Raw genomic sequence first — 21,537 nt, forward strand, 5'->3', positions numbered from 1 at the left:
AATTAAATCTTCTGCGCCACCACTGCTTCGGCCAGCCCGCCGTCGGCCGTCGTCAGGCCGAAGGTCAGGAAGGTCTTGGCGGTGTTCAGCTTGGCGATGCCGCTCAGCTGGGTGGTGCTGCCGGTGCAGGTCTCGGTCAGGGTGACGTCGAACACGGCCACGCTGCCATGCGGCGCCACGGTGCCGTTGTAGCTGCAGCCCAGGGTGCTGGTGCCCGACAGCACGCCGTTGGCGTCGACGGTCCAGTTGGCCACGATGGTGCCGCCGGCCTTGGTGAAGCGCCAGTTGCCGGTGGCATCGGCACGGGTCACGGCGGTGCTGTAGCGGGTGTCCGCCGTCAGCGCCAGCGAGCTGGTGCCGGCGTTGCCGCGCACCGATACCGCGAACGCGTTGCCGCTCGGTGCGCCGCCCGAGACGGTGACCGTCTCGGCGCGGGCGCCCGACACCGGGTAGCGGGCGCCGTTGGCCGAGAAGGTCTGGCCCGAGACGGCCAGCTTGGCGGTGGACAGGCCGACCAGGTTGTCCTGCGCATCGTGCAGGAACAGCCAGGCCGCGCCGTCGCTCAGGACCACGCTGCGCACGACGCTGGCGCCGCCGAAGCTGGCGCCGGTGACCGGGCCGTTCCAGAAGCCTTGCAGCTGGCCCAGGGTGATTGCCGGAGGGGTCACCACCGGCGGGGTGGTCGTGCCGCCACCGCCACCGCCGCCGCCGCCGCAGGCGGCCAGGCTCAGGACACTCGATGCAGCCAAGAATTTAATCAGTTTCATTTTCATTCCTTTAATCATGTATTTTCGGTGCTTAGTCGAACGCGTTGCCTGGGCCTTGCTCGTCCGGCGTGTCGATCACGTAGCCGATCAGGCTCAGCGATGCATGCGCCGCCACGCCGTTGCTGACGATGTTCGAATCGCCGGCCACGCCCACGTCGAACTGGCTGCCTTCGGTGATGTGGAAGTCGAGGCGGATCTTGTCGCCTTCGGTCACCATCTGACCGCCGTAGGCCGCGCTGGCCAGGTTGACCAGCACGCCGCTCGCATCCTTCGCCCAGTAGCCGTTCACACCCGAGCTCGCATCGACGTACAGGCTGAAGTTCTCGGTCGCGCCCGGTGCATTGACCTTGGCGGTGAACGAGATGCCGTCCATCGGGGCTTGCGCCCAGCTTGGCAGGTCGATCGCGTCGTGCACGCTGTGGACGTCGGTCAGCGGATTCGCGTCCGCCACCGGCTTGCCGTTCACCGCGCCTGCCACCAGCGTGACATAGGAGCTGGCATTGGCGGCGCCCGGTACGGCCATCGAGACCACCGAAGGCTGCAGGGCGTCGAGGATGCCGTCGCCGTTGCCGTCGCCGAGCAGGCCGCCGTTGCCGAGCGCCGGCGCCAGGGCTTCCACCGAAGGCGCCACGCCGTTGCCGTCACGCACCGCCTCGGTGGATGCGCTGCCCACCGCTTCCGCCGCGCCGAAGCCGTCGGTGTAGCGGGCCACCACGCCGATCGTCTTGCCGATCAGCGCCGCGTCCAGGGTCAGGCTGCCGCCGGTGGCGCCGGCGATGTCGGCGCCGTTGGCTTGCCACTGGTAGCTCACCGTGCCCATGGCGTCCTGGTCCGCCAGGGTGTTCGAGGCGGTCAGGGTCTGGCCCAGGGTGGCGTTGCCGGCGATCAGCACCGCGCCGGTCGGCGCGTCGTTGACGTTGGCCACGCGCTCGGTGGCGCTGCTGCTCACGGTTTCCACCGTGCCTTCGGCATCAAGGTAGCTGGCGACCACGGTGATCGCCTTGCCCACTTGCGCCTGGGTCAGCACATAGCTGCTGCCCACCGCCACCAGGGCGCCATCGGCGAGCCAGCGGTAGCTGACGTTGCCCATGCCGTCGGTGTCGCCCAGCGTGTTGCTGGCCGTCAGGGTCTGGTGCTGGGTGGCCGATCCGGAGATCGTCACCGCGCCGCTCGGGCCATCGTTGACACGGGTCAGCACGACGTCGTTGCCGGTGCCGCCCACGTAGCTGATGCTGAACAGCTTGCCGCCCACCAGGATCGCCGCGCCTTCCGCCAGGCCTGCGAAGGTGCCGACCACGGCATCGCTGCCGTCGTTGTCGAGCAGGGTGATGGTGTCGCCCAGGTGCGCCGCGTAGTCCGGGTCCAGCGTCAGGTTCAGCGGGGTGCCGTCGAGCGAGACGGTGCCGGCCACGGTCAGGGCCGTGGTGGCGTCGCCGCCGAGCTTGATGCTCATCGCATCGCCGCTGTCGAGCTGCAGGTCGCCGATCACGTCGATCGTGCCCTTGCCGTTGTTCGCCAGCTGCACGTTGCTGTTGCCCGAGGTATCGACCTGCACGTGTTCGCCCTGTGCCAGGTTCGACTCCACCACCACCGGACCGCTGCCCTGCAGGACCAGGGTCGAGCCGGCCGGCAGGTGCTGCACCGTGACCGGGCCGCTGTCGTGGTTGTCCAGCGTGAAGCCGCCCACCGGGTGGTCGATCAGCGCCGGGCCGGTGCCGGTCTTGGTCACCGTGCTGCCGTCGGCCGGCTGCTCGATGATCATGGTGCCGGTGCCGGCGTTATGGACATGCACGTCGCCGACCGGAGCCAGGATCGTGATGTCGCCCGCGCCCAGGCTGTCGATCTGCGCGCCGGCTGGTGCATGCAGCACCTGCACGTCGGCGCCGTCGACGTTGTTCAGGCCGATATGGCCGCCTGCCGGGAAGCCTGCCAGGTCGACCGCGAACGGACCGCTGCCGGTCAAGTCCAGCTGGCTGTCCGGCGCCGGGCCGGTCACCGTCAGGACGCCGCTGCCGCCGTTGTGCAGCGTCGCGTCGCCTTGCGGGTTGCTGACCGTGGTCGGACCGTTGCCGGTCACGTTCACGGTTTCGCCGTCGTTCAGGCCGATCACGCTCACGGTGCCAGGACCGCCGTTGTTCAGGTTGACGCTGCCTTCCGGCTGGTCGACGTCCACGTCGCCATTGCCCGAGGTGGTGAGCGTCGCATCGTCATCTAGGCCGGTCACGGTCGCCGTGCCAGGGCCGGCATTGTTGACGGTGAGGTCGCCTTCCGGATCGGCCACGGTGGTCGGGCCGGCGCCGTTGACGTCGACGCTGCGGCCGTCGTCGAGACCGCGCACGGTCACGGTGCCAGGACCGCCGTTGTTGACGTTGACATCGCCTTCAGGCTGGTCGACATCGACGTTGCCATTACCCGAAGTGGTGACGGTGGCGTCGTCATCCAGGCCGGTCACGGTCGTGGTGCCTGGGCCGCCGTTATTGACGGTCAGGTCGCCTTCCGGATCGGCCACGGTGGTCGGGCCGGCGCCGTTGACGTCGACGCTGCGGCCGTCGTCGAGACCGCGCACGGTCACGGTGCCAGGACCGCCGTTGTTGACGTTGACATCGCCTTCAGGCTGGTCGACATCGACGTTGCCATTACCAGAAGTGGTGACGGTGGCGTCATCGTCCAGGCCGGTCACGGTCGTGGTGCCCGGGCCGCCATTGTTGACGGTCAGGTCGCCTTCCGGGTCGGCCACGGTGGTCGGGCCGGCGCCGTTGACGTCGACGCTGCGGCCGTCGTCGAGACCGCGCACGGTCACGGTGCCAGGACCGTCGTTGTCGACGTTGACGTCGCCCTGCGGATTGTTGACGTTCACGTCGCCGTCGCCCGAGGTGGTGACGGTGGCGTCGTCCTCGAGTTCCTCGATCGTCACGGTGCCCGGACCATCGGTCTCGACGTTGACGTCGCCGCGTGGATCGTGCAGCACGACCGGGCCGGCGCCTTCGTAGGTCAGGGTGCCGCCGTGCGGCATGCCGCCCACGGTCAACGGACCGTCGCCGCCGTTGCGCACGTTGATGTCGCGGATCGGGTTGAGGAGCACCACCGGTTCGTCGGTATCGATGTCGAGCACGATGTCGCCGTTCACGTCGGCCACGACGGCCGGCGCATCGGCACGCGCCGAGTCGAACACCGGCACCGATTGGGTCGCCAAATCGTCTGCATAGGTGACGACGACGCGCACTTCGCGGTTCGCTTCGGCCGTGCTCAGCAGGTAGGTACTGGCGGTGGCGCCGGCAATCGCGGTCCAGGCGCCGTTCGGTACTGCACGCGATTCCCACTGGTAGGTGGTGGCGGCAGCGATTTCCAGGGCGGTGCGGTCGACGTCGGCGATGTCGACGTTGGCCGTCAGGACCTGGCCGTCGCGCAGTTCGCCGCTGACCGTGACACTTGGCACGCCGCTGCCGTCCGAACCGGTCGGCAGGTCGTTGACCGGCACGACGTTCAGGGTCAGGGTAGCCGGGGTGGCGTCGAGGTCGGCGCCGCCGTTGGCCGTGCCGCCGGCGTCGCGGACCTGGAAGGTCAGCGTCGGGGCAGGCGGATTCTGGCCATCATTGGCATTCGCCACAGGGCGGTACACCAGCTTGCCGGCGGCGATGTCCGCCGCGCTGACTTCCTGGCCCGCGGTCAGCGCAACGCCGTCCAGGGTCAGGCTGCCGGTGGCCGGCAGGGTAGCGATCTTCACGCCGGCCAGCGCATGGCCTTCGGCGTCGGCATAGCCGAAGTCCTGCAGGCGCAGGGTGTAGGCGCCGTCCTCGTCCAGGCTCACCGCGCCGTCGAGGCCCACCGGGGCGTCGTTGACCGGGGTGATGTGGATGACGGTCGAGGCGCCGACACCGGTGTTGTCCTGCATGTCGACCGATTCGACGCGCACCACGCGGTCTTCCGGCGACGGATTGGCCGAGCTGTTCACGTACTGGATCGCACGCAGCGCCAGCTGGAACACGGAACCGTCCTTGTTGCCGGTGACGGTGATCGCATGCGAGTTGTTGCCGGTGATGGTCAGGCCGATGGCGCCGAACTGGGCGATCAGGGCGTCGGATACGAACAGCTTCTCGCTGGCGCCGTCCGGATGGTTGCCCAGGGTGACGACCAGGCGCTTGATGTTGCCGTCCTGGTCGACGATGCTGGCGTCCGAGGCGGCAATGGCCACGCCGGCGCTGCGTTCGACGTAGGTGGCCTCGTTGTTGCGGCCCGCGGCGCGGTCGCCGTTCATGTCGACCACCGGGGTCCATGGGACCTGGATGGTGGTGGTGACGATGGCCGAATCCAGGCCGTTGGCGGCGTCGCCGGTGCTGACCGAGGCGTCGCGCACCACGATCTGCACGGTGCGGTCGCCCGAGTAGGCGTTCGGGTTGCTGTTGTTGTACAGGACCGTTTTCAGTGCATCCTGGTAGTCGGCGTGGGTGCCGGCGCCGCTGAAGTTCAGCTGCGTCGCGCCAACCAGGCCGTGCTCGCCCGTGCCGTTGCCGCTGATCGCGATCGTGCCCAGCGAACCGGCGAAGCTGGCGCCGGCGCTCGAGACCAGGGTCTCGTAGGTGGTGCCGAACAGGTTGTCCAGTGCGCCTCCGCTGAGGGTGACGCGGGCCGAGACCAGGGTGTCGCTCACGCCGCCGGCCAGGTGGTCGGCGTCGGTGATGACGATGTCGCCCACCACCGCCACGGCGTCGCCGCGCGGACGGAAGATGGTCGCCAGGTTGTTGCCTGCACCGCCGCCGTTCAGGTCGACCACCGGTGCGTCGTTGGCATGGGTGACCGTGATGCTCGAGGTATCCGAGCCGGTCGAGAAGGCGCTGGTGCCGCCACGTACCGAGGCGTCGGCCTTGGCGCCGGCGCTGCCGCTGGCGCCATCCCACAGGTAGTAGGAGAAGCTCGCTTGCGTGCCGTTCAGGCCGTCAGGCTTGAAGCGGATCAGGTCGCTGCTGCGCAGCAGCAGGGCGTTGCCGCTGTCAACCGCGCCGACCGCCAGCCAGGTGCTGCCGCCGTCGAGCGAGTATTCCCAGGCGCCGCCGTCGGCCGGGCCGTCGTTGGCCAGGGCGTGGATCGCGATGCCGTGGCCGGTGCCTTCCGGCGCGTAGCCGGCGCCGTTGTTGTTGAGGGCGTCGACGTCGGCCACGCCGGTCTGGCCTGCTGCGTTGCCGACCAGGGTCGAGACTGCCTGTCCGCCGTTGTTCAGCGCATCTTCGCCGATCGTGAGCATGACTGGCGCGGCCGCGGTCATTACCGGCGCATCGTTCACCGGGGTGACGTCGATGCTCAGGGTGCGTGCGACCGGATCGAGGTCGACGCCGCCGTTGGCGGTGCCGCCGTCGTCCTGCACCTGGAAGCCGAAGCTGGCCAGGGCCGGGCCGCTGCGGTCGGCGACCGGGGTGTAGACCAGCTTGCCGGCGGCGATGTCGGCCGCCGACACGAACTGGCCGGCCGTGACGGCGGCGCCGTCCAGGCTCAGGCTGCCCGTTTGCGGCAGGCTCGCGATCTTCACGGCGACCAGGGTGTTGGCGTCGACGTCGGTGAAGCCGAAGTCGGCCACGTTCAGTACCAGCGCCGTGTCTTCCAGGGCGGTGACGGTGCCGTTCGTGCCGTGCGGCGCATCGTTCACGCCGACCAGGTTGATGGTGGTGCTGGCGCCGACGCCGGTGTTGCCGTCGACGTCGGTGCTGGTGACCGAGACCACGCGCGGGGTCAGGTTCGGCAGGTCGGCGGCGTTCACGTACTGCACTGCGCGCAGGCCGATCTGGAAGTAGGCCGCATCGACGCCGTTCGGACGCGCTGCCGCGTCGTAGCCGAGGGTGATGGCGGTGCTGTTGTTGCCGCTCACGGTCACGCCGAAGACGGCCAGCTGGGCCACCAGGGCGTCCGAGATGAACAGCTTCTCGGCGGCGCCGTTCTGCGGGTTGGTCAGGGTCACGACCACGCTGGCGATGTTGCCGTCCTGGTCGGTGATGCTGGCGTCGGAAGTGGCCATCGCCACGCCGCTCTGGCCTTCGGTGTAGGTGACGCTGTGGTCACGGCCTTCGAGGCCTTCGCCGTTCATGTCGATGACCGGGGTCCATGGCACCAGCACGGTGGTGGTGGCCACCACCGGCCCGCTCTGGACGGCGCTGGTGACCAGGCTGCCCGCACCCCAGAACTGCAGGTTGGCGCCCGGCGCCAGGCCGGCCAGTGGGCCGGAGGCGACGAAGTGCTGGCTGTCGATGACCTGGCCGACGGTGAAGCCGGTGTCGGCGCCGTTCAGGAAGATACGCTGGCCGACCGCGATCAGGTTGTTCGGAACCGCGGTGGCGAACGAGCCGGTGTTCGAGGCCGAACCTTCGTCGTCGGTCACCGAGATGGTGATGGTGCGCTCGCCCGAGAAGGCGTTCGGGTTGCTGTTGTTGTAGACGACGGTCTTGAGCGCGTTCTCGTAGTCGGCGCGGGTGCCGTTGCCGGTCAGGACCAGCGAGGTGGCGCCGGTCAGGCCGTGTTCGCCCGTGCCGTTGCCGTTGATCGCGATCGCGCCCAGCGAACCGGCGTAGCTGCTGCCGGCGGTCGAGCGCAGGGTCTCGTAGACCGTGCCGAAGACGTTGTCGAAGGCACCGGTCGCCAGGGCCACGGTGGCCGAGACGATGGTGTCCTGGACGTCGATGTCGGTGATGCGCACGTCGTCGGCGACGACCGCCACTTCGCCGCCGCGCGGGCGGAAGGTGGTGGTGAAGTCGTTGCCGTCGGTGGCGCCGCCGCCGAGGTCGACGATCGGCGGGTTGTTGGCGTGGGTGACGTCGAGGGAGGTGGTGCCGGCGTCCATGAAGCTGCCGTTACCGTCGCGCACCGCATAGGTCAGGGTGTCGTTCAGGTTGCCGTTCTGGTTCGGACCGCTGGTGTACAGCAGCTGGCTGGCGGCCAGCCAGTTCTGCACGTCGCCCATGCTGTTGCCGGCGATGATCAGGACACCCGTGTCGGTACCGGTAACGGTGAGGCCTGCCGGGCGGGTGTAGCCTGCCGGCTCTTCGCCGCGCAGGAAGCCCTGGTTGACGCTCAGGCGCAGCGCGAAGCTGGCGCCGCCGTCCGGATCGACGATCGAGAAGCTGGTACGGATCGCGGCTGCCACGTCTTCGGTGAACACGGCCGTTGGCGGCACGTCGTTCAGGGTCGGCGCGTCGTTGGCGCCGTTGATGGTGATGTTCAGCACGGCCGTGTCGAACAGGCCGGTGTCGTCGCCGATGGTGTAGTTGAAGCTGTCCTGCAGCGACTGGCCCGGGGCCAACGAGTCGACGGTGCTGTTGCTCTGGTCGACGACGTAGGACCAGTCGCCGGTGGCGCGGTTCAGGGTCAGGGTGCCGTACAGGCCGATCACGGTGTAGACGTCGCCGCTCAGCTGGCCTGCGTCGCCCAGGCCTTCGGCGTTGCCGCTGCGCACCGAGGCGATCGGGTTGACCGTGTCCAGGTTGTTGTTGGTGTCGTGGTCGTTTGTCAGCACGTTGCCGGTCGGGTTCACGCCCGCGACGCTGTTGCCGACGCCGCTGGCTTCGACGGCGATGCCGCTGTCGTCGACCGCGGTCGGCTTGACGGCGCCCAGCTGCACGGTGGCGGTCGAGCCCGAACTGATGTTCGATTCGAGGGTGCCGTGGTCGTCGGTGTAGCTAACGCTCACGCTCATTTGATGGCCGCCGTCGGCATTGGTCAGGGTGTAGGCGGCGTAGTTCGCGCCGTTGATCGCCACGCCGTCGCGGAACCACTGGTAGCTCGGCTCGGCCATCAGCAGGCCGTCGCCGTCGGCGATGGTCGCGGTCAGGGTTTCGCCCGGGGTCAGGGCGCCCGAGACGGTAACCGTGCCCGGGGTTTGCAGGTTCTGGATGGTGAGGGCGCTGGAGACCGGCGACTCGGCCACGCCGCCGTTGTCGTTGTAGAAGGCCTGCACGCGCACCAACTTGGTCGATTCGCTTTCGGCCAGCATCAAGGTGTCGGTCTGGCCGCGCACTGCGCCGTTCGCGGCCGGAGCCACGTCCTGCCAGGTCTGGCCGTTGTCGCTCGAGACCTGCCACTGGTAGCGGGCCGGGCCCGACACGCCGTCGGCGTCGGTCGGGGCGTTGGCGGTCAGGATCTGGCCTTCGAGCGGATTGCCCGAGATGGTCACGGCGCCAGGATTGTTGGCGGCCAGCGCTTCCAGGCTGCCCTGCGGCGCACTGCCGTCGTTCAGGTTCAGCGTGAAGCTGGTGCTGGCCCGGCTGCCGCCCTGCTGTTCGATGCCGGTGACGAGGATGTTCAGGTAAGGCTCGGCTGCCGACGGGTTGCCGCCGAAGACCAGGCCGCCGTCGGCTTGCACGGTGACGGTCAGGCCGAAGTCGGACAGCGGACGGCCGTTGGCGGTGACGATGTAGCTGATGCCGTCGGTCTGGGCGGTGCCGCCGTTGGTGCCGTCCGGGTTGGTGAACGGGGCCGGGACGCTCAGGCCGAACACGTTGCCGGCGCCGACGGTCTGGTCGGCGATCGGCGCGCTCAGGACGATGCCGTCGTTCGGGTTGGCGACCTGCAGGGTGAACGGCGCGCTGCTGGCGGTGAGGCCGTTACTGCCGTGGGCGGTGACGACCAGGCGCACGTCGTCCGCCAGGTAGGTCGGGTTGCCGCTGAAGGTGCCGTTGTGGCCGTCGAAGTGCAGCCAGGCCGGGAACGGGAGCGGGTTGCCGTCGGCGTCGACCGCGGTGGCCGTGTAGGTCAGCGGCGTGCCGTCGTTCGCAACGTAGTCGAAGGCGGTGGCCGGCAGGGTGTAGCTGCCGGTGCCGGCGCCGCTGACGAAGCTGGTGTCGCTCGGCGCAATGTTGGCGCTCAGGCTGGCGACGGTGACGCCGCGGGTGACGGCCAGCTGGAACTGGCTGGTCGCGTACTGGCCCGAGGCGGTATCGGTGGCGCGCACTTCGATCAGGGTGTTGCCTGCTGCCAGGCCGTTGCCGCTGAAGGTGTTGGTGGCCGGGTTGAAGCTCAGGGCCGCGCTGTCGACCAGCGGGCTGGCGGCGCCGGTGGACGGATCGAGGGTATACGCGCTGTAGACCAGGGCGTTGTTCTCGGCGTCGATGAAGGTGCCGGCCGGGATCGCGTAGGTCCAGCCGGCGCCGTCGCTGTGGCCTGCCACGGTGGTGGCGCCGGTGTGGGTGCCGCCGAAGTCGGCGGCGGTCAGGTCGGCCTGGTCGCCCGGCTCGTTGGCGACGACGCGGATGCTGCCGTTGCCATTGTCGACGATGTCGTGGTTGGCATAGGTTGCGCTGGCCAGGGCCGCGGCGGTGTCGGCCGCGGACACGGCGTTGCCTGCTGCGGCGGTCACGCCGGCGATAGTGATCTGAGCGCCGCCGTAGCTGCCGTCGAAGGTGAGGTCGACCAGTTCGCGCACGGCGTTGGCGCCGTCGGTGCTATCGAGCACGGCCGGGGCCAGGCCGCCGAAGTCGCCGACCGTCAGGCCAGCCACGGCGCCGGGTTGGGCGACGAAGTACACCGTGTCGGTCGCGACGCTGTCGACGCTGGCGGTCCAGGTGCCGTTGCCGGCGTTCAGCTGCTGCACGATGGCGGCGGCGATTTCCTCGACGGTCAGCGGGCCGTTCAGCGTGATCGCCACGCCGCCGATGCTGAAGCTGGCCTGGGTGTCCGATGCGAGCGGGGTGCCGAACTGGATGTCGCTGGTTGCGCTGACGGCGTCGCGGCCCTCGGTGCGGACGTTGACGGTGTAGCTGCCGCCGTCGACGTTGTAGGTGCCGTTGGTGAAGTCGCTGCGGGCGCCGGCGCTGTCGGCGCGCAGCGTAATGCTGTTGCCGAAGGCCGGGTCGATCGGGGTGTAGCCGTTGCCGGTGGCGGCGCTGAAGGCCTGCTCGACGGCGATGGCCACCTGGTCGCCGGTGGCGGCGCTGCCCAGGTTGACGGTCTGGCCGTCGAAGGTGATGGTGGTGCCGCCCAGGTTGGTGCCGAGGGTGACGTCGGTGGTCTCGAAGGTGGCGGCGACCGACTGCCATTTCAGCGGTGCGCCCACGGTCGGGCCCTGGTTGGCGGTGTTGGACAGGTTCAGCGCGAAGTTGCCGGACACGGCGGCGCCTTCGGCGTCGGTGGCGGTGACGCGCAGGGTCAGGCCGGCGTTGTTCCAGGCGGGGCTCGGGTTGCCGGTGAAGGTGCGGGTGCCTTCGTCAAAGCTCAGCCACGACGAAGCCTTGGCCGGGTCGTTGCCGTTGGCGGCGCCGATGGTGTCGACCACGTTGCCCTGGGCGTCGAGCACGTCGACGGTGTACGCCAGGCCGCGGCCTTCGGCGTCGGTGAAGCTGTCGGCCGGGATCTGGAACTTCCAGGTGCCGGCGCCGGCGAAGGACTGGTCGGCAATCGTGTGCGCCAGTACCGGCAGGTCGTTGGTGCCGGTGATCGAGACGTCGATGGTCTGGTTGCTCGAGGCGCCGGCCGAGTCGGTGACCTTGAATTCGAACACGTCGTGGCCGGTCTGGCCGGCGGCCAGCGCGTTGACCGCGGCGGCCTTGTTCGGGGTGTAGCTCCAGGCGTGGGTGGTGGCGTCCAGGCTCAGGGTGCCGTACAGGCCGACCTTGGTCCAGGTGTTGCCGGCCAGGGTGCCGCCGCGGATGCTGAAGGCGAGCGTGTCGACCGGGCTGTCGACGTCGGTGCCGCTGAGGGTGCCGGTGATGGTGTTGTCGGTGGCGAAAGCGGCGCCGTCATGGGCGGCGGTCTCGAGGATCGCCGGGGTGGCGGCGACGCTGTCGAAAATCGGCGCGTCGTTCACTGCAACCACGTTGGTGGCGATCGCGCGCGGCGCGTTCGACACGCCCGAGGTGGCGGCGTCGGTCGTGGTGTCGAAGGTCGCGCGGTTGGCGCCGTTCGTGTAGGCGCCGGCGAAGTTGTTGTCGGCCGCGTGCACGCTCAAGCTGCCCGGGGTGCCGTTCCAGTTCAGCGCCGGCACGAAGTGCAGGCGCGCGCCGGCGCCCAGCACCAGGCCGTCGGTGGCGCTGACGCTGCCGACGTCGAACCAGGTGACGCCGTCGGTCGAGTACTGCCAGCTGCCTTGTGCGGCAGTGGCTGCGTTGCCGACGATGACGATGCCGCCCAGGCTACTGCCGCTGTCGATGTCGGAGAACACGCCGCCGGCCAGCTGGGCCACGGTGCGGCCAGGATTCTCGCCAGTGGTGGCGCCGGCGTCTTCCAGCACCGCGGCCAGGCGCATGTCGGCGTTCAGGATTGGCGCGTCGTTGGCGCCGACCACGTTCACGGTGACGGTCTTGTAGCTGTTCAGGGCGCCGTCGCTGACGCTGACGGTGAAGGTGTCGGTGCGGGTCTGGCCGGCGGCCAGGGCGTTGATCGCGTACGCGTCCGGGGTGTAGCTGAAGCTGCCATCGCTGCCCACTGCCAGGGTGCCGAAGTCGCCCACGCCGCCGCCGCCGAAGCGCATGGTGCTGGTCGGGGTCGAGTCGGTGGCGGTGAAGGTGCCGGTGGTAGCGCCGAAGCCGTCGGTGGCGCCGCTGTCGTTATAGGTCTGCAGCAGGTTGTGGCTGTCGGTGAAGACCGGCGCGGTCGGCGGCGCCGGGGTCGGTGCCGGCGCGTTGCCGATGTCGGTGCCCGATGCCACCTGGCCGTTGGCGGTGCCGATGTACAGCGAGTAGCTGCCGCGGTAGCCCGGCGAGAAGGTGGTGGCGCGGATCACGTCGCCCGGCTGGTAGATCCAGCTGACAAAGGCGTCGTAGCTGCGTTCGCCGTCGCCGCCGTCGTCGTTCTGGGTGATGATGGTGCCGTTGCGGTCGATCTGCAGGTAGTCGTCGACCGAGTCCGAGTTACCCATGTAGACGTAGACGCGGGTGCCGGCGGCGACGCCTTCGAGGATGTAGCGGTCCCACTTGTTACCCTCGCGCAGCGGGTTTTCCGGGTCGCTGTCGGTGATGGCGCCATCGAGGCGGGTCTGGAAGGTGTAGCCGCCCCAGGTGTAGGGGCCGTTGCCGCGCAGGCCGCCCGGCAGCTGGACGTCGGGGCCGAGGGTCGCGTCGTAGTCGTCGAAGGCGAGCGCGGTGGTCTCGATGCTGCCGGTCTGCGCTTCCAGGACCCAGTTGCCGCCCAGGCGCGCGGCGCCGGTGACGTCGGTCGAGGCAGCCACGTCGGCGCCGGTGGCGGCGGCCAGGGCTTGCGTGAAGGCGGCGCCGCTGTCGCCGGCGGCGACGTCGCAGCCGTACAGCAGCAGGTCGGCGCCGTCGCCCAGGGCGGCGCGGATGGTCGCCAGTTCGGCGCCGTGGCTGGCCAGGGCGGCTTCGTCGATCGTGACGCCGCCCAGCACCAGCGCGCCCGGCGCGCCGTGCGAGACGATGTGGAGGGCGCCGATGTCGGTGCGGCCGTCGAGGGCGCGCGCGATTTGCGCCAGCCCGTCTTCGTTGGCGTTCAGCTGCACCACTTCGATCGACGAATCCACCGATGCCAGCAGGGCCGCGACGTCGGTCACGGCGGCATCGATGAACAGGATTTGCGTAGCTTGGTTCATGCTCATGGTAGGTATCTTGTCAAAAAAATACTGTGATGGAAGTGGTGTGTTACTGATTTGCTAACTAGCGAACAGCAGGCAACAAGGTCCCCGCGTCGATGCGGGAACGGTAAAAAAGGGAAACTGCGGGAGTGGCAGGCGGGGAATGCGAAGTGTCGAGCAAGGCAGGAATCAACATGATGTTCACGTACTGATGGTAACAGAGTCCGTTGGCTTGTGGAAACATCAGTTACACCCAGCAATACCAAGATTCTCAGGGGTACCGGAAAACAACACTTTCCGGTAGCGATTTAACAACTCAAGGTTGCCGCGCTGTGGAGGGCGACACATTTCCTTTTGCCAGGCCGATCGCGAAGAAACGGTCGATCCGGTCGAGCTGGGCGGTATCGAAGGCCCCGGCCAGCACCGCCAGGCGCACGCCGGCGATCAGGTACAGGTAGCGCGCCTGCGCCAGGTCGCGTTCGGCGCTCGTGCGCTGCTGCTCGGCATTCAGGATGTCGACCGTGGTGCGGCTGCCGGCGGCGAACGACTTGCGGTTCGACAGCACCACCTGTTCGCTCGAGCGCACCGCCTGCTGCAGGGCGCGGATGCGCAGCGCGCCTTCGGCGACGCTGGAGAATTCGCGGTAGACGCGCACCTCGAGGTCGCGCCCCAGGGCTTCCAGCGCGGCCTCGGCGCGGCTGCGCTCGGCCACCGCCTGGCGCGCCGCCGAATTCACGGCGCCGCCCGCATACAGCGGCACGTTCAGCTGCAGGCCGACCGACTTGTTGTTGTAGCGCGAGCCGATGCGGTCGATGCTGTCGCTCTCGTTGCGCGAGTAGTTGGCCACCAGGTCGAGGGTCGGCAGGTGCTGGGCGCGGGCCTTGGTCACTTCCAGCCCGGCTGCTTTTACCTGCGCCTGCAAGGCCTTGAGCTCGGGGCTGTTGGCGGCGGCGCGCGCGGTCCAGGCGTCGAGCTCGGCGGCGGCCGGCGCGTTCGGCTCGAAGCGGGCGGCGTCGAGCGGCGCCACGGCGTCGAAGGGCACGGTGACCATGGTGCGCAGCTGTTTCAGCGCGACCAGGCGGTGCTGGCGCGCCTGCAGTTCGTCGGCCGCGTTCAAATCGAGGCGGGCGCGCACTTCATCGATGTCGGTGCGGGTCCCGGAGCCGGCCGCGAAGCCGCGTTCGGCCGCCGCCAGCTGGGTGGTGTAGGCCGCGCGCTGGCTTGCCACCAGGGCGATCTGCTCGTCGGCCAGCAGCAGTTCGAAATAGGCTTCGCAGACGCGCACCGCGAGGTTCTGGGTGTCGCGCTCGAGATTGGCCTCGGATTCGTCGACGCGGGCGTATGCCTGCTTCAGGTTGACGACGTCGCCAGCGCGGATCAGCGGCTGGCGCAGCGACAGTACCTTGCTCGATGCAAAATACTCGCGTTCGCTCCTGACCGGCTGGGCGCCGAGGCTGGTGCTGTCGAGTTCTTCCTTGCTGCGCGCGAGGTTCATCGAGACGTTCGGCAGCAGGCGGGCGCGGGCCTGGGGCACGGCTTCGCGGCCGGCCTCGGCCTGGGCGCGGGCGGCCTGCAAGGTCGCGTCCTGCTGGCGCGCGGCGGCGTACACCTGCTGCAGGGTCAGGGTCTGGGCCGCGACCGTGACGCTCGCACAGGCGAGCACGGATGCGACCAGGGTGGAAAGCAGACAGCGCTTCATTACTCTTCCTTCATCGAAGCGGCCACGCGCTTGACCAGCGGGTGCAGCATGTAGGTCAGCAGCGAGCGTTCGCCGGTCTTGAAGACCAGTTCGGCCGGCATGCCCGGCTGCAGCTGGCGCGCGCCGAGCGTGCGCATGCCGTCCGGCGTGACGGTCACACGCGCCAGGTAGTAGCTGACGTTGGTTTGCGGGTCGGTCAGCAGGTCGGCCGACACAGTCAGCACCTTGCCGGTGACGACCAGCTGCGGCGAGTGCGCGAACGAGGAGAAGCGGATGTCGACTTCCTGGCCGTTGCGGACGCGGTCGACCAGTTGCGGCGGCACGTGGGCCTCGACGGTGAGGGCCGCGCCTTCTGGCACGATGTCCATCAGCTTCTGGGCCGGCTGGATCACGGCGCCGGGCGACTGCAGGGCCAGGCCGACCACGTGGCCGGCGGCCGGCGAGCGGATCTCCATGCGCGCCAGTTCCTCGCCGGCGGCGCGGAATTTTTCCTGGTCGGCCTGGACGTCGCGCAGCACTTCGGTCAGCTGGCGCGCGCTGTCCTGGCGGTATTCGCTGCGGCGCTGGGTGGCGCGCTGGCTGGCTTCGGCGATGGCGGCGCGGGCACGTGCGATGTTGCCGAGCAGGTCGGCCGAGGCGCCGCGCGCGTCGGCCACCATGCGCTCGAGTTCGAGCTGGCGATTGCGCGGCGCATAGCCTTCCTTCACCAGGTCGCGCGTGGCGTTCAGTTCTTCGGTCAGCAGGGCGAGCTGGGCGCGGCGGCTCTCGAGCAGGCCCTGGTAGCCGTCGATGGCGCTGCGCTGGCCGCGGATGCTGTCCTCGATGGCTTGCAGGTCGGCCTGCAGCGCCGCCTTGCGCGACACGAACAGCTGTTGCTGGGCCTCGATCTGCAGGCTCACGCCCGGTTCCTGGCGCGCGGCTTCGACGTCGGGGTGCAGGGCGATGGCGGCGGCGCCGTTCTGTTCGGCCAGCAGGCGCGACTCGGCCGCGCGTTCGTTCAGGTAGCGCAGGCGCACCGCGGTGAAGTTGGCGCGCGCCACGGCGCTGTCGAGTTCGACGAGCGGCTGACCCTGTTTCACGAGGTCGCCCTCGCGCACCAGTACCTGTTTGATCAGGCCGCCGGTCAGGTGCTGCACCGGCTGGCGCTTGGTGTCGACCATCACGGTGCCGGGCGCCGGCACGCCTTCGTCGAGCGGAGCAAAGGCAACCCAGGCCAGCAAACCGGCCAGGCCCAGGGCCAGGGCCAGCTTGCCCAGGCGCAGGCTGCGGCGTGCGCGGCCGGCGGCGGCAGGCGCATCGCCCACGGGCGGTTCATCGTTGGCGGCCGGGCCGCTGCCCGGCCACAGGTCGGCGCCAGCCTGCGGCAGGCCGGGCTGGACAGGATCGATCTCGCGTTGAGCAGTATTGAGTTGAGGTTTCATGGCGTTTGCGGAAGAGGTTGGGAAGCGGCGCGGCGCACTTCTGCGAGCACCTGCTCGGGCGTGCCGTCGCGTTCTACTTTGCCGTCGCGCAGCATGACCAGGCGGTCGGCGGCGGCCAGGATGGCCGGGCGGTGGGTAATCAGGAGCACGGTCTTGCCTTCGACTTTCAGCTGGCGCACCAGGGCGGTGAGCGCGGCTTCGCCGGCTTCGTCGAGGTTGGCGTTCGGCTCGTCGAGCACCACCAGGGCGGGCGAACCGTAGACCGCGCGCGCCAGGGCGATGCGCTGGCGCAGGCCGCCGGGCAGCTGCACGCCGTCGTTGTCGACCGGGGTGTCGTAGCCGCGCGGCAGGCGCAGGATGATGTCGTGCAGGCCGGTCTTCAGGGCCGCGCCGATCACCTGCTGCGAATCGATTTCGCCGAAGCGGGCGATGTTCTCGGCGATGCTGCCGTCGAACAGGCCGACGTCCTGCGGCAGGTAGCCGAGCTGGGCGCCGAACTGGCGGCGCGGGTAATCCTGCAGCGGGCGGCCGTCGAGCAGGGCTTCGCCGCTGATGTGCGGCCAGGCGCCAACGACCACGCGCGCCAGCGTCGACTTGCCCGAGCCCGAAGGGCCGACCACCACGGTGACGCTGCCGGCGGCCAGGGCCAGGTCGATGCCGTCGAGGATGGTGCGTGCGCCGCCCAGGGTGTGAGCGCTCAGGGCGCGCAGCTGCACGTTGCCGCGCAGGCGTTCCTGGGGCAGTGCATGCGCCATCGCGACGGGCGCGTTGCCCTGTTCCTGCAGCAGCGCGCGCAGGCGGCCGTAGGCCAGGCGGGCGTTGATCAGGCCGCGCCAGAGGCCGACCAGGCTGTCGATCGGGGCCAGCGCGCGCGTCATCAGCACGTTGGCGGCGAGCATGGCGCCGACCGAGAGCTGGCCATCGATCACGAGCAGGCTGCCCAGGCCCAGCACCAGCGACTGCTGGGCATAGCGCACGAACTTGCTGACCGCGGTCACGCGGGCGGTAAAACCCTGGAGTTCCAGGCCGCGCTGCAATTGCTGGCCGTGCAGGCGGTTCCAGCGCTGCCACAGGTTGCCCAGCATGCCCATCGCTTCCAGCGCTTCGGCGCCGCGCAGCTTGGCGCGCAGCCAGCCCATCTCGGCGCCGGACGCTTTCGATGCGGCGTCGGCCGGGGCCACGCTGCGGCCGTGGCCCTGCCAGGCCAGCAGGCACTGGATGGCGGCGAACACCAGCGCCAGCGCGCCCAGCGCCGGATGCAGCACGAACAGCACGGCGATGTAGATCGGCGCCCAGGGCGCGTCGAAGAAGGCGAGGATGCCGGGGCCGGTGAGGAACTGGCGCACTTGAATGAGATCGGCCAGCGGACGGGTGGCGCTCGTGCCCTTGCCCTGCAGCGAAGCGGCGAAATCGGCGTCCATCAGCGGGCCGGCGAGGGCGGCGTCGAGGCGCTGCCCAGCCTGCACCAGCACCCGGGTGCGCCACCATTCGGCCAGCGCCACGCAGGCAAACATCGCCAGCGCGATCAGCGACACGGCGAGCAGGGTCAGCTCGCTGCGGCTGAGCAGCACGCGGTCGTAGACCTGCAGCATGTAGATCGTGGGCGTGAGCATCAGCACGTTGGTGAGCACGCTCAGGAGGCCGGCGTGGCCGAATTCGCGGCGCAGGGACGCAAGGGCCCCGCGCAGGCCGTTCTGGCCTGTCGTTTTGGTGGTCATGGGGTTCAGCCTTTCGCGGTGGCGAGGGGAGGAGCGCTGCGCTGGACAGGTGCAGGTGCAGCCGCGTCGGGAGCGTTCGCCCGGCGCAGCGCGGCCAGCACTTCCTCGCGCGGCCCGAAGCCGGCCTGCTGGCCTTCGCGCAGCAGCAGGATCTTGTCGGCCACCGCCAGCACGTTGGCGCGGTGGCTCATCACGACGAAGGTGCAGCCGCGTTCCTTGTGTTCGAGGATGGCGTGGACCAGGGCGGCGTCGCCGGCGTCGTCCAGGCTGGAATTCGGTTCGTCGAGCACCACCAGGGCCGGGTTGCCGTACAGCGCGCGCGCCAGGGCGATGCGCTGGCGCTGGCCGCCGGAGAGCGCATTGCCGTTCGGGCCGACCGGGGTATCGTAGCCCTGCGGCAGGGTGGCGATCAGCGGCTCCAGGTTGGCGCTGCGCGCGGCGGCTTCGACGGCGGCGCGGTCGACCCGTCCGAAGCGGCAGATGTTCTCGGCGACCGTGCCTTCGACCAGGTCCACCGCCTGCGGCAGGTAGCCCAGGTGCGGGCCGAGTTCGGCACGCGGCCAGGCAAACACGTCGACGCCGTCGAGGCGCACCTTGCCCGAGGCGGCCGGCCACATGCCCAGCAGCAGGCGCGCCAGGCTCGACTTGCCGGCGCCCGACGGGCCCATGACCACCGCCACTTCGCCCGGCTGCAGGCCGAAGGCCAGGCCTTTCAGGATCGGGGCGCTGTTGCCTGGCGCCGTGGCGACCAGCTGCTCCACCGTCAGCGTGCCTTGCGGCGCCGGCAGCGGCATGCCCGGGGCTGCGCTCGGAACGGCCTTCAGCAGGGCTTCCAGGCGCTGGAACGATTCGAGCGCCGAGGCCACCCCCTGCCACTGGGTGACGATCTGGATGAAGGGCGCCAGCACGCGGCCGCCCAGGATGCCGGCGATGACCAGCATGGCGCTGCCGCCGTTCAGGGAATCGTGCAGCAGCAGCCAGCACGACAGGCCGAGCAGGGCCGAGTTGACCAGGTTCTGCAGCAGTTTCGACAGGGCCTGGTAGCCGCCGCCGCGCTTCGAGGCATCGGCCTGGAGCGCGGTCGCTTCCATCTGCTTGCCGAACCAGCGCGTGCGCAGGGCGCCGTACATGCCGAGCACGTCGATGACACTGGCCTGCGACTGCAGGCGGTCGGCCTGCTGCTGGGCGGCATGGCTGTTGCGGTTGGCCGCCAGCAGCGGCTCGCGGGTGCCGCGGCTGTTCAGCCAGCCGATCAGCACCTGCACCAGGGCCACGCCCAGGGCCACCACGCCCAGCAGCGGGCTGATGGCGAAGATCAGGGCCAGGAACAGCACGGCCAGCGGCGCGTCCATGGCGGCGGTGACGACCGGCGAATGGATGAAGTCGCGCACGGTGCGCAGATCGTTCATGGCCTGGGCGCCGCCGCCCGGCAGCGACTTGCGGCTGGATTCGAAGGCGGCGTGGAAGACGCGGCGCGTCAGGCGCTCGTCGAGGTGGCAGGCGGCCGCATGCATCTGGTCGGCGCGCGCCCATTCCAGCACCTCCATCAGCAGGTAGGCGCCGAGCACGGCCAAGGTCAGCATGGCCAGGGTGGTGCCGTTCGCGCTGTTGACCACGCGGTCATAGACTTCGAGCATGTACCAGGAAGGCGCCAGCACCAGCACGCCGCAGGCCAGGCTGAACCAGAGGGCCCTGCCCACATAGGGCGAGAGTTCGCGCAGTGCGGCGCGCAGTTCGGAGAGAGAAGACGATCGTGCCGGCGAATTCATCGATAGGATGCTTGGAAAATGATTGCTGGAGTGGGAGCACGCGGCCGGGCATTGCGCGGTGCGGACGACCAACTGTTTTCGACCGCCCGACGCTGTCTTTCGCATGCCGCTTTTGTTGCCAGTTGCTCTAAAACGGATGGAAAGTCCTGGTCACAGCCAAAATGGTAGCAGAGCACATTGATGTGCGGAAACAGTAATATCCGCAAACAATGATGTGGATCATCTCGGGAACACGAAAAACAACACTCCATGACGATTCTGTCATAACGCCCCGTGACAAAGCGTTAACAAGAAATACAAGGGAAATAACGCATCGTTCCTGTAGGAAACATCCTACATGACAAGCTGTTATTCGTCCAGGGGGATTGCGGGCTTTTCCGGTTTGGTGGGGTTGCTGCGGGCAGGCTGCGCCAGGCCGGAAGGTCCAGCCAATGACGCAATTGTTCGGCGTAGGGGGGAAAGGGCGTCAGAGCACGACGCTGCGGTTACGTCCCGCCGACTTGGCGGCGTACAGGGCGCGGTCGGCGCGTTCGATGGCCTGGTCGATCGGCTCGCCGTCTTCGTAGCGGGCAAAACCGGCCGAGAAGCGCACACGCAGCTCAGGCAGGGTGGGGCTGGCCGGCATCACGGCCAGGGTGTCGCGCAGGCGTGCCACGCCCAGGGTCGGTTCGCCCGGGGGGCTTTCCGGCAGCAGCAGCAGGAATTCCTCGCCGCCCCAGCGCCCGATCATGTCGGTGCCGCGCAGTACCTGCTGGGCCTGGTTGGCAAAGGCGCGCAGCACGGCGTCGCCGGCGGCGTGGCCGAAGGTGTCGTTGATGCTCTTGAAGTGATCCAGGTCGATGATGCAGACGTAGAAGCGCGGGCCGCCGCGCGCATGGCGCGTTGCATGTTCCTGCAGCAGGGTCATCATGCGGCGCCGGTTCGGCAGGCCGGTCAGTTCGTCGCGCGCCGCCATCTCGTTGATGTGGGTGAGCGCCTGTTCGAGGGCGATCTTCTGGGTCTTGACGCGGGTACGCATGTCCATCAGCTGGCCGGAGAGCTGGGAGATGGCCAGCATCACCACCGCCGTCAGCGCGAAATTGAACAGTTCCAGGCGTGCCGGATAGAGCTCGGGCTGGTGGCGCACGCACCAGTACATCACGGCGCCCATTACCGCCACCGTGTACAGGCTGGCCACGCGCAGGGCAGCCGGGCGCAGGCTGAACATGCCGAACACCATGACCAGCGACAGCATGATGACGGTGGCGCCATGCACCGGGCCGGTCATGGCATAGCCGGTGGCGACCAGGCTCTGGGCCGAGATCACCTGCGGCAGGGCCAGGGTGGGGTCGTTGAAGCGGCGGTTCAGGCCGCTGCGGATGGTGGTATAGAAGCCGACCATGAATAGCCCGAACAGGCCGGCCAGCCAGGCAATATGCTTCGCCTGCGCGACGCCGATCATGGTGGCGTAGGCGAGCAGCCCCACGACGGTTGCGGTGACGAGGGCGGCCAGCAGCAGCAGGCTGAGCGTGCGGCGCTGGCGGCTGTCGGTCGTCAGGATGGCGTCGCCCAGCCGGGTCAGCCAGCTGGGGAGGCGCTCGAGCTCAGGGTCGGGAGCGGGATCGGGGGGCGCGGATGCGGCCACGGGCGTCGGCATGTGTCTCAAGAAGTCGTCGTGGGTGTCG

The 21,537-nt window shown here is 69.2% G+C and carries 7 protein-coding genes; all 7 read right to left on the reverse strand.

Annotated features, from left to right (window positions below):
• Positions 1-2 precede the first annotated feature (2 nt).
• Positions 3-767 (reverse strand): hypothetical protein, encoded by a 765-nt coding sequence (locus tag ACWYRN_RS18475; RefSeq protein WP_488689033.1) that lies wholly within the window; start codon positions 765-767, stop codon positions 3-5.
• 31 nt (positions 768-798) lie between these two features.
• The gene (locus tag ACWYRN_RS18480; protein ID WP_488689034.1) at positions 799-13,290 is read right to left on the reverse strand and encodes a DUF4347 domain-containing protein; all 12,492 of its coding nucleotides are present in this window, start codon (positions 13,288-13,290) and stop codon (positions 799-801) included.
• Positions 13,291-13,582: 292 nt separating this feature from the next.
• Complete coding sequence (locus tag ACWYRN_RS18485; protein ID WP_488689035.1) at positions 13,583-14,965, reverse strand: TolC family outer membrane protein; 1,383 nt, start codon at positions 14,963-14,965, stop codon at positions 13,583-13,585.
• Positions 14,965-16,386: an HlyD family type I secretion periplasmic adaptor subunit gene (locus ACWYRN_RS18490; RefSeq protein ID WP_488689037.1), complete on the reverse strand. Its 1,422-nt coding sequence runs from the start codon at positions 16,384-16,386 to the stop codon at positions 14,965-14,967. Before ACWYRN_RS18490 ends, ACWYRN_RS18485 begins: the two co-directional genes overlap by 1 nt.
• Positions 16,383-18,104 (reverse strand): type I secretion system permease/ATPase, encoded by a 1,722-nt coding sequence (locus ACWYRN_RS18495; RefSeq protein WP_488689039.1) that lies wholly within the window; start codon positions 18,102-18,104, stop codon positions 16,383-16,385. Before ACWYRN_RS18495 ends, ACWYRN_RS18490 begins: the two co-directional genes overlap by 4 nt.
• 5 nt (positions 18,105-18,109) lie before the next feature.
• Positions 18,110-19,873 (reverse strand): type I secretion system permease/ATPase, encoded by a 1,764-nt coding sequence (locus ACWYRN_RS18500; RefSeq protein WP_488689040.1) that lies wholly within the window; start codon positions 19,871-19,873, stop codon positions 18,110-18,112.
• 466 nt (positions 19,874-20,339) lie between these two features.
• Positions 20,340-21,509 carry a GGDEF domain-containing protein gene (locus tag ACWYRN_RS18505; protein ID WP_488689041.1) on the reverse strand — a complete coding sequence of 390 codons (1,170 nt, stop codon included), beginning with the start codon at positions 21,507-21,509 and terminating at the stop codon, positions 20,340-20,342.
• Positions 21,510-21,537 lie beyond the last annotated feature (28 nt).

It is taken from the genome of Massilia sp. BAP21 (assembly GCF_057801335.1).